Annotated in this window: 9 protein-coding genes; 6 read left to right on the forward strand and 3 right to left on the reverse strand. The window is 48.9% G+C overall.

Annotation, left to right across the window (positions count from 1 at the left end; all coding sequences use genetic code 11):
• Together rpmE and HRU42_RS19125 are read right to left on the reverse strand one after the other, a co-directional pair.
• A partial coding sequence (gene rpmE / locus HRU42_RS19120) for a 50S ribosomal protein L31 (protein ID WP_295033469.1) occupies window positions 1-95 on the reverse strand: 95 nt, incomplete at its 3' end.
• Window positions 96-385: 290 nt separating this feature from the next.
• A complete protein-coding gene (locus HRU42_RS19125; RefSeq protein WP_295033457.1) occupies window positions 386-1,213 on the reverse strand; it encodes a hypothetical protein in 828 nt (275 codons plus the stop codon).
• 110 nt (window positions 1,214-1,323) lie between these two features.
• Here HRU42_RS19125 and priA point away from each other — a divergent pair, with 110 nt between their 5' ends.
• The 6 genes from priA (at window position 1,324) to HRU42_RS19155 (ending at window position 8,705) form a co-directional block, all read left to right on the forward strand.
• Complete coding sequence (gene priA, locus HRU42_RS19130; protein WP_295033458.1) at window positions 1,324-3,519, forward strand: primosomal protein N'; 2,196 nt, start codon at window positions 1,324-1,326, stop codon at window positions 3,517-3,519.
• A 126-nt stretch (window positions 3,520-3,645) separates the two neighbouring features.
• Window positions 3,646-5,391, forward strand: coding sequence for an arginine--tRNA ligase (gene argS, locus HRU42_RS19135; RefSeq protein ID WP_295033459.1), 1,746 nt, complete (start codon window positions 3,646-3,648; stop codon window positions 5,389-5,391).
• Between the two features lie 20 nt (window positions 5,392-5,411).
• A complete protein-coding gene (locus tag HRU42_RS19140) occupies window positions 5,412-5,999 on the forward strand; it encodes an SPOR domain-containing protein (protein ID WP_295033461.1) in 588 nt (195 codons plus the stop codon).
• Window positions 6,000-6,254: 255 nt separating this feature from the next.
• The gene (gene hslV, locus HRU42_RS19145) at window positions 6,255-6,779 is read left to right on the forward strand and encodes an ATP-dependent protease subunit HslV (protein WP_112351607.1); all 525 of its coding nucleotides are present in this window, start codon (window positions 6,255-6,257) and stop codon (window positions 6,777-6,779) included.
• A gap of 77 nt (window positions 6,780-6,856) precedes the next feature.
• Window positions 6,857-8,182, forward strand: coding sequence for an ATP-dependent protease ATPase subunit HslU (gene hslU / locus HRU42_RS19150; RefSeq protein WP_295033464.1), 1,326 nt, complete (start codon window positions 6,857-6,859; stop codon window positions 8,180-8,182).
• A 127-nt stretch (window positions 8,183-8,309) separates the two neighbouring features.
• Complete coding sequence (locus tag HRU42_RS19155) at window positions 8,310-8,705, forward strand: DUF971 domain-containing protein (protein WP_295033466.1); 396 nt, start codon at window positions 8,310-8,312, stop codon at window positions 8,703-8,705.
• 192 nt (window positions 8,706-8,897) lie between these two features.
• Here the strand turns inward: HRU42_RS19155 and HRU42_RS19160 are convergent.
• Window positions 8,898-9,715 (reverse strand): aconitase family protein (locus HRU42_RS19160; RefSeq protein WP_295033467.1); only part of this gene is annotated, 818 nt, incomplete at its 5' end.

Genomic DNA, 9,715 nt, shown 5'->3' on the forward strand with positions numbered 1-9,715 from the left:
AGTGACTTACCTGCAGTTGAATTTATCTTGATAACGTTACCACAAGTACAAGTTGCAGTGATTTCTGCATAATCAGGATGAATGCCTGTTTTCATTTGGATTACCTCAAGTTGAAGGCCATGTCGCTTTCCCAACCCGAAGTCGGACACCACATGCGGTTAATAGAATATTCAGCCGCGAAATATTACAGGATTAAAAAAAATATGCAAGTGGCAAAACACGGGGCTGCACAATTGCATGCTATATGCTGTGATTTTATGTTTAATCTTGTATTGCCAACAGCTCATCAGCACTTATCTTCAGCGCCGTCCTCGAAGGCGCTGCCGCCCTAAAGCCTAGCGTTGGTCTCAGCTCTAAGCTTCTTATAACTGTAACGCCTCGAACATTATAACTGTAACGCCTCAAACATTTGCTTAGCCAAGCTAGGGTTCGAATACCTTTGCCTCAATGCATGCGAAGGACAGCGCAATGAAACATCGGCTCGCAGGCCACTAATTTCACCTTGGTTGAACGCCTTTGGATTTGCTTCAAAAATGGCAATCATGGCGCCGTATGTGCTTATCCCCCACTCTTTTCCATGTTCAGTCCCGATGCGCCAGAGTGTCATTGCAGGTGTGTAGTTGAGCGTGCAGGACTTATCGACCAATGCATCCCTGTGTCGGGCCGTTTCTTGCCCCTTGGCTGGGGTGAGTGGAGTCGTTCTCTGACTCACTGCTGCAAGCCTATACCTGGAGTCGCTTGTTGCAATTGTATAGCTTGAACTCGACGCGTTCGATGCGCTGTTCTCGATACTAAGATCAGCGGCCGAAGACGTGACGGCAAGTTCCTCGGCTAACTGCTGCTTAAACTGCTGGCCCTTAAACAAGGGGAATACTTTCACATCACGCCATTTATTGACCCGATACTCTCTGACCACTAAGGTTGCGCTCGGATCCACTACGTCCTCAACACCTGTCACCAACAAGAGAAAACTATTGATAGGTTTGACCATTAACCTTTCTTCACCACTCATCTGGCGGACAACAAACTGCATCTTGTTCAGACTCGCATCCTGAGAAACGATATTTAACCTGAACTTGGGATTGCCACCTAAAATAAATTGTTGTTCATTGATACTCACGTGGGAAATTTGTGCATTAGCATAGCCAGCCCCGATGGAGGATGCACCGATAAAAAGGATCAAGCACAGTGTCACTTTTATCATTTTTGTCATTGAGTTAATTCCTTTTATATGCCTACTTAGCATTATATAACAGTAGCCCTAATCGATCAGCCTAGGTACACTGCTTTTATTCTTTGCTCTATGATTAAGCCTGCCTGTCTATGCCCCTGTTCGTTGAGGTTGCTCTACCCGTTCCTATGCGACAAACCTTCAGTTATAACGTACCTGAATCTGTCACACCTGTGCCTAGAAAGGGCATGAGAGTCAAGGTTCCATTCGGTCGTCAGCAATTAATAGGTCTGGTTATTCGAACTAGCGATACCTGTAACTTAGCACCTCATCAAATAAAATCTATCCTTGAACTGCTCGATGACGAACCTTTACTACCCGAGCCTCTTTATAAACTCACTGCGTGGGCGGCTAGATATTATTTCTGTAGTCTAGGTCAGATGCTGTCTCAGGCCCTTCCCGTCGCACTGCGTAAAGGTGCCGCAGTCTGCGCCGACACCACGACTTTCTGGTCCGTGACGGACGCAGGAAATGCGGCCTCATTAGACACGCTAAAACGAGCTCCGGCACAGAAGAAGGTAATGCAGGCCCTACTCGCAGCCGAGATGACCCAAGAAGAAGTCACCAGCTTAGCCTTGAGTAAGCCGGCCATTAAGGCCTTACACGATAAAGGCTGGATAGCTAAAGATGAGCGCACTAACCAGATAGATCTCAGTTGGCGAGACAATCTTGAGCTAGGAGAAGAGCCATTAACCCTCAACCCCGAGCAGGCAGTAGCCGTTGCCACCCTCAATCAGCAATCTGGCTACCACTGTACCTTGCTCGAAGGCATCACAGGCTCAGGTAAAACTGAGGTGTATCTCGCCTTACTCGAATCCGTACTCAAGCAAGGAAAACAGGCGCTAATATTAGTGCCTGAGATAGGCCTGACCCCTCAGACCATCAGTCGATTCAAGAGCCGCTTCAAGGTTAAGGTCGCGGTCATTCACTCGGGGTTAACCGACAACCAAAGGTTAACGGCATGGCGTCAGGCAAGAACCGGCGAAGCCGCCATCATCATAGGCACACGCTCGGCGCTCTTCACCCCTATGGCTTATCCGGGGACGATAATTTTAGACGAAGAACACGATTCCAGTTTTAAGCAGCAAGAAGGTGTCGGCTATCATGCTCGGGACTTAGCCGTCATGCGTGGTCATCTGGAGAAGATCCCGGTATTGCTAGGTACTGCCACGCCATCACTGGAGAGTCTGCAAAATGCCCTCAGCGGACGCTATAAGCATCTGGAGTTAGGCCAACGAGCGGGCAACGCCGAGAAGGTCCGTCAGGGCATTATCGACATCAGCAACCAGCCTCTGAAAACAGGCATGTCCCATGCCCTGCTCAACGAGATGCGGATCCACCTAGATGCCGGTAACCAGGTGCTGCTGTTCCTCAATCGCAGAGGGTTTGCCCCCGCCTTACTGTGCCATGAATGTGGCCATCTCCATGAATGCGATCGCTGCGACGCCTTCTTTACCGTGCATCAATCTCTGGGTGAGATCCGTTGCCACCACTGCGGTAACCATTACGCCATTCCACGTCAATGTCACGAGTGTGGTAGCACCATGTTGATGGGCCAAGGTGTCGGCACTGAGCAGCTCGCCGAGGCATTAGAAAAAGAATTCCCTAAATATCCAGTGGTGCGCATCGATCGCGATACCACCAGCAGAAAAGGTGCACTCGAGGCTCACCTTAACGCCATCCACAAGGGAGAATATAAGATACTGGTGGGCACTCAGATGTTAGCTAAGGGCCATCATTTCCCCGATGTCACCTTAGTGGGCTTGCTGGATGTCGATGGCGCCCTGTTTAGTGCCGACTTCAGAGCACCGGAACGTTTTGGGCAACTCTATACCCAGGTATCAGGTCGAGCGGGACGCGCTAGAAAGCCTGGCACTGTGCTGATGCAGACACATCAGGCCAATAACGCCATCTTACGTGAACTCATGCATAAAGGTTATGGCGAGTTTGCCAGAGCACAGCTTAATGAACGCAAACAAGCACTATTGCCTCCGGCCTGGCATATGCTCTTGATACGCGCCGAAGCGCATCAGGCCATAGATGCCGACAATTTTCTTTCCCAAGTGGCGCAATTTCTGCCTCAAAACGATGAGTCCGAAGTCATAGGCCCCATGCCAGCCCCCATGGACAAGAAAGCCGGAAAGTTCCGTAGACACCTGATTTTTCAGACTAAAGATAGAAATCAACTGCAACAGGCATTCGAACATGCACTGCCTCAAATTGAGGCCCTGCCACTGGCTAAGCGTTGTCGATGGAGCTTAGACAGAGATCCTCAAGATCTGCTATAAGTTAAATTCACATAAAAAAAATGTAATTTAATTGCCTCAGAGGATAGCAATTGATCACCACTAGCGGCTAAAATATGTGGTTATCCCTAAATCTTTTTATCATTAGTAAGTAGCAATTAAACGCCAATGAAATCACATATTCAATCTTTGCTCATCCAAGCCCTAGACGTCCTTAAACAACAGGGTATTATCCCGACTGATTTTGAAGCTCGAATTCAGGTGGACCGAACCAAAGATAAGACCCATGGTGATTTCGCTACCAATCTGGCAATGATGCTGACTAAAGTTGCCCGCAAGAATCCCAGAGAGATAGCTCAGCTCATCATAGACAGCTTGCCTCAAGACAGTCAGGTAGCGAAAGTTGAGATCGCGGGCCCTGGATTTATCAACTTCTTTATCGATGAAGATGCCTTAGCCAATCAACTGATGGTAGCACTGAAAGATGAGCACTTAGGCATCAGCCTGCCAGAGCAGCAAACTATAGTCGTCGATTACTCTTCGCCCAACCTGGCCAAAGAGATGCACGTCGGCCACCTGCGCGGGACTGTCATAGGCGATAGCGTGGTGCGCGCCTTAGAATTTCAGGGCCATAAGGTGATACGTCAAAATCATGTGGGTGACTGGGGAACTCAGTTCGGCATGTTACTGGCTTATATGGAAGAGCTACGCGCCGCAAACGGTGAAGAGGCTCAAATGGAGCTTTCCGATCTCGAAACCTTCTATCGCGCCGCGAAAGTACGTTTCGACGAATCTGAAGAGTTTGCCATCCGCGCCCGCAAGCTGGTGGTCGAGCTGCAGTCCGGCGACGAGTATTGCAACAAGCTATGGCGTGAGTTTAATGATGTTTCCCTCAGCCACTGTCATGACGTCTATAAGCGTCTGGGCGTCAGCCTGACCCGTGAAGATGTGCGCGGCGAGAGTGCTTACAACGCAGATCTCGCAGAAGTGATTAAGGAACTAGATACACAAGGGCTCTTGTCAGAGAGTAACGGCGCTAAAGTCGTCTTCCAGGATGAGTTTAAGAACAAGGAAGGCGAGCCTCTGCCGGTTATCATACAGAAAGCGGACGGCGGCTACCTGTACGCCACCAGCGATATGGCGGCGATGCGTTACCGCTCCGATGTCCTAAAAGCCGATCGCGTCCTGTATTTAGTCGATCTGCGTCAGGCGCTGCACTTCCAGCAGGTGTTTAACCTGGCCCGCAAAGCCAAGTTTGTCCGTCCGGAACTCAGCCTAGAGCATATGGGCTTCGGCACAATGAATGGCAGCGATGGCCGCCCATTTAAGACTCGCTCTGGTGGTGTGGTTAAATTAGTCGACCTTCTGAATGAAGCCGATACCCGCGCATTGGAACTGGTACGCAGCAAGAATCCGGATATGGATGAAGTTGAACTGACCCAGATCGCTAAGGTGGTCGGCATCAGCTCAGTTAAATATTCCGAGCTTTCCAAGAACCGCACCAGCGATTACATCTTCAGCTTCGAGCAGATGCTCAGCTTCGAGGGCAACACGGCCCCTTATATGCTGTATGCCTACACACGTGTCGCTGGCATATTTAAGCGCGCCAAAGATATAGATTTAAGCGAGGCTAAGATCGTACTTGAGCACGATAAAGAGAAAAATCTGGGCAATAAACTCGCGCAGTTTGGTGAGGTTCTGTCTCGTATGGTGGCAAAGGGTCAACCCCACGCCATGTGTGCTTACCTGTTTGAACTTGCCGGCGCCTTCTCTAGCTTCTATGAAGCCTGCCCAGTCCTGGCAGCAGAAACCGAAGCACAGAAGAAGAGCCGCCTGCTCATCGCCCAACTTACGGCCAAGACACTGAAGCAAGGTCTTGATCTACTTGGTATTGAAACCTTAGACCGCATGTAACCAGACGGTATTTCAATACTATGACAAATCGCGATTACGCTAATACAAGGCCAACAAGGAAAGCTAAGGCAAAAAACAAAACCACACGTAGTAAGCGTCAGGCGCCCGCGCCCAGACGCTTTCCGTTGGTGTTGTTATTAGTCACCCTAAGCCTAATCTCTGGCTTCGGTTACTTCCTTTGGACCATCAACAACAGTGCTGAACAGCTTGATGAAAAAGAGGCTCCTGTGGTTGATAAAACTGCAGTCAAGCCGACTCAGAAGCAAGCTCCTAAGGCTCTTCCTCCTAAACCTAAAGAGGAGTGGACCTATCAGCAGGAACTGCAAAACATGCAAGTTGAGGTCGATATTCCCGAAGTTACGGCGCCGACCCATAGCTATCAGATGCAATGTGGCTCTTTCAGGACCCAATCTCAAGCCGAGCAGATGAAAGCCGTCATCGCCTTCCAGGGATTAGCATCCGATATTTCTAAGGTAAGAGGCACCACGGGTGACTGGTATAAGGTCAGCCTAGGCCCATACGTTCGCAAGCGACAGGCGGAAAAACATAGGCACACCTTACAAAAAGCCGGCATCAATGGCTGTTTCTTGATGTATGTGAAGAAGTAAGTCATACCATTAAGCCCGCAGTTAATTCGAAACTTGGCAGCAAATGCAAAGACGACATACTGCGGGCTTATTATAAGTCAGGCTGTCGACCTAGCAAAACTGACACGCTAGCCGCTAGCTAGGCTATTTCCCTTTTTCCATATTAATACTCAATAGAATTGGGATTAATCCTTGATATTCCACTCACGCCCCCCCATATATTCTCTATCACCCACTGATGCCACAGCCGCATCAGTTTGAGAAGAGGATTCATTCGTGACCACAATCGTATCAGTTCGCCGTAATAACCAGGTCGTCATCGCCGGAGATGGCCAAGTATCACTTGGTAATACCGTGATGAAAGGTAATGCCAGAAAAGTTCGTCGCCTATATCATAACAAGGTCCTGGCAGGTTTTGCTGGCGGTACCGCCGATGCTTTTACCCTATTCGAACGCTTCGAAGCCAAGCTAGAAATGCATCAGGGGCATCTGATGAAAGCCGCGGTTGAGATGGCAAAAGACTGGCGTAGCGATAAGATGCTACGTAAATTAGAGGCTCTCTTGGCCGTTGCCGATTCTGAGTGCTCGCTGATCATCACAGGTAATGGTGATGTAATTCAGCCAGAAAATGATCTTATTGCTATCGGATCTGGTGGCCCATTCGCTCAGTCAGCAGCCACGGCTCTACTTGAAAATACCGAACTGACAGCGACTGAGATAGCACAGAAGTCGCTCACGATCGCCGGCGGGATCTGCGTATTCACCAACCAGTTCAAGACCATCGAAGAATTAAATTACTGATCTCGAGTCGCTTTGTTTCAATGATCAATGACAAGTAACGACTGCAGATAAAATGCAGAGATGCATGAGGAAAAAATATGTCTGAAATGACTCCACGTGAGATTGTCCATGAGTTAGACAGTCACATCATAGGCCAACAGAATGCCAAGCGCGCCGTGGCTATCGCCCTGCGTAATCGCTGGCGCCGTATGCAACTCGATGCCGATCTTCGTCAGGAAGTGACCCCGAAAAACATCTTGATGATCGGCCCGACCGGTGTCGGTAAGACGGAAATTGCTCGTCGCCTGGCTAAGCTGGCTAAGGCCCCTTTCATCAAGGTGGAAGCCACCAAGTTCACCGAAGTGGGTTATGTCGGCAAGGAAGTTGAACAGATTATTCGTGATCTCACCGATTCAGCCGTCAAGCTGACGCGTGAAGAACACATGAAAAAATGTAAGTTCAGGGCCGAAGAAGCCGCCGAAGAGCGCATTCTAGATGCCTTGCTGCCTAAGCCAAAAGAAGATTGGGACAGCGAAACTAAAGCTGACTCGGGCACGCGCCAGATCTTCCGCAAGAAACTGCGTGAAGGCCAGCTGGACGATAAAGAGATAGAGATAGATGTCTCAGCGCCTCAGGTCGGCATAGAGATCATGTCACCTCCTGGCATGGAAGAGATGACTAATCAGCTGCAGAGCATGTTCCAAAATATGGGCCCAGGAGCCAGTAAGCGTCGCAAGATGCCGATCAAGGAAGCCTACAAGCTGATGATCGAAGAGGAAGCCGCTAAACTCGTTAACCAAGAAGATTTGAAAGAGCAGGCTATTGAGCTGGTTGAACAACACGGCATCGTCTTCCTCGATGAGATCGATAAGATCTGTAGGCGCGGCGAAAGCTCAGGTCCCGATGTCTCACGCGAAGGTGTTCAACGTGATCTACTGCCACTGGTAGAAGGTTGTACGGTTAACACTAAACACGGCATGGTTAAGACCGACCATATCTTATTTATTGCCTCTGGTGCATTCCAGATGTCTAAGCCATCGGATCTGATCCCTGAGCTTCAGGGCCGCTTGCCTATCCGTGTCGAGCTACAAGCGCTGACAGCCGATGACTTCAAACGCATCTTAACCGAGCCACACGCATCATTGACTGAGCAATACGTTGCCTTGATGGCGACCGAAGGTGTTAAAATTGAATTCACCAAAGACGGTATCGACGCTATTGCCAAGGCAGCATGGCAGGTCAATGAGCGCACAGAGAATATCGGTGCGCGTCGATTACATACTGTGATGGAACGCTTGATGGAAGAGCTATCCTATGGTGCCTCGGATAACTCCGGCTCTGAGTCGGTTATCGATGAGAAATACGTCAAAGACCATCTCGATGAGCTAGTACAAGATGAAGATCTGAGTCGCTTTATTCTATAATGTACTTATAGGGCTTAGGCACTCAAACCTAGGCCCTAACTTAGTAACATAAGTGACTCACATAAAGTATTAACTTATATTCTAAACTTGTTCCCGAAGCTGACATCTTACCCTACAGGTCCATATAATGACTTCTCCAGACTATAATCCAGTCGTTACCGCCCTCAAGCTTAAACGAAAATCTCGCCTGTTAGAGGTGACGTTCGATGACGGCAAGACCTTTCAGCTCAGTTGTGAGATGTTGCGTGTCTATTCGCCCTCGGCCGAAGTCCACGGCCATGGTAATCCAGTACTCGTCACTCACAAGAAAAACGTCAATATTAAGGCCCTAGATCCCGTGGGAAACTACGCGGTCAAGATCACCTTCGACGATGGTCATAACACAGGCTTATTCTCATGGAAGGTACTATATGATCTCGCTACTCATCAGGTCGACTTGTGGGAAAAATATCTCGCCAGACTCAGGGCCGAGAAAGCCAGTCGTGAGCCTTTAATCGATATGGCGGTTAAGTATCATAATTAGTTTTAAGTTTTAAGTTTTAAGTTTTAAGTTTTAAGTTTTAAGTTTTAAGTTTTAAGTTTTAAGTCAAAAATAACACCCATAAAAAAGCTAGATTCATATGAATGAATCTAGCTTTTTTTGTTCTAGCCTAGCGCTAGCAGCGAAACGCCTTAGCTGAACCTAGCACTCAAGAGCACTAGGTCAGTGATGCATTTATACTGGCGACTGGAAGATAACCTCAGCCGCTTTCTCAGTATAAGACTGCATCTTATCGAAGTTCAGGTAACGATAGGTATCGGCCGCAGTCGCGTCCAACTCTTTCGCATAAGTCTGATATTCATCGGCAGAAGGCAGACGCCCCAACAGAGCCGCAACGGCAGCCAGCTCGGCAGAAGCCAGGTAAACATTAGCACCAGTACCGAGACGGTTAGGGAAGTTACGCGTTGAAGTCGATACCACTGTCGCACCTTCGGCAACACGAGCCTGGTTACCCATACATAGAGAACAACCAGGGATCTCGATGCGAGCGCCCACACGGCCGAATATGGCGTAGTAGCCCTCTTCGGTAAGCTGGTCACGATCCATCTTAGTCGGTGGCGCGATCCATAGACGTGTCGGCAGGGTAGTGGCAAACTTATCCAGCATCTTACCCGTGGCGCGGAAGTGGCCAATGTTAGTCATACAAGAACCGACGAAGACTTCGTCAATCTTAGTGTCCTTAACGTCTGATAGCAGTACCGCATCATCTGGATCGTTTGGCGCACAAAGAATTGGCTCTTTAATGTCGCTCATGTCGATTTCGATAACTGCCGCATATTCGGCATCGGCATCGGCTTCTAGTAACTCAGGGTTAGTTAACCAGTCTTGCATCGCGATAATACGACGCTCGATAGTACGACGGTCGCCATAACCTTCGGCAATCATCCACTTCAACATGACTATGTTGGAGTTTAGATATTCGATGATTGGCTCTTTGTCCAGCTTGATGCTACAACCTGCAGCACTACGCTCGGCTGAAGCGTCAGACAATT

The organism is Shewanella sp., assembly GCF_013214165.1.
Taxonomy (GTDB): Bacteria; Pseudomonadota; Gammaproteobacteria; order Enterobacterales; family Shewanellaceae; genus Shewanella.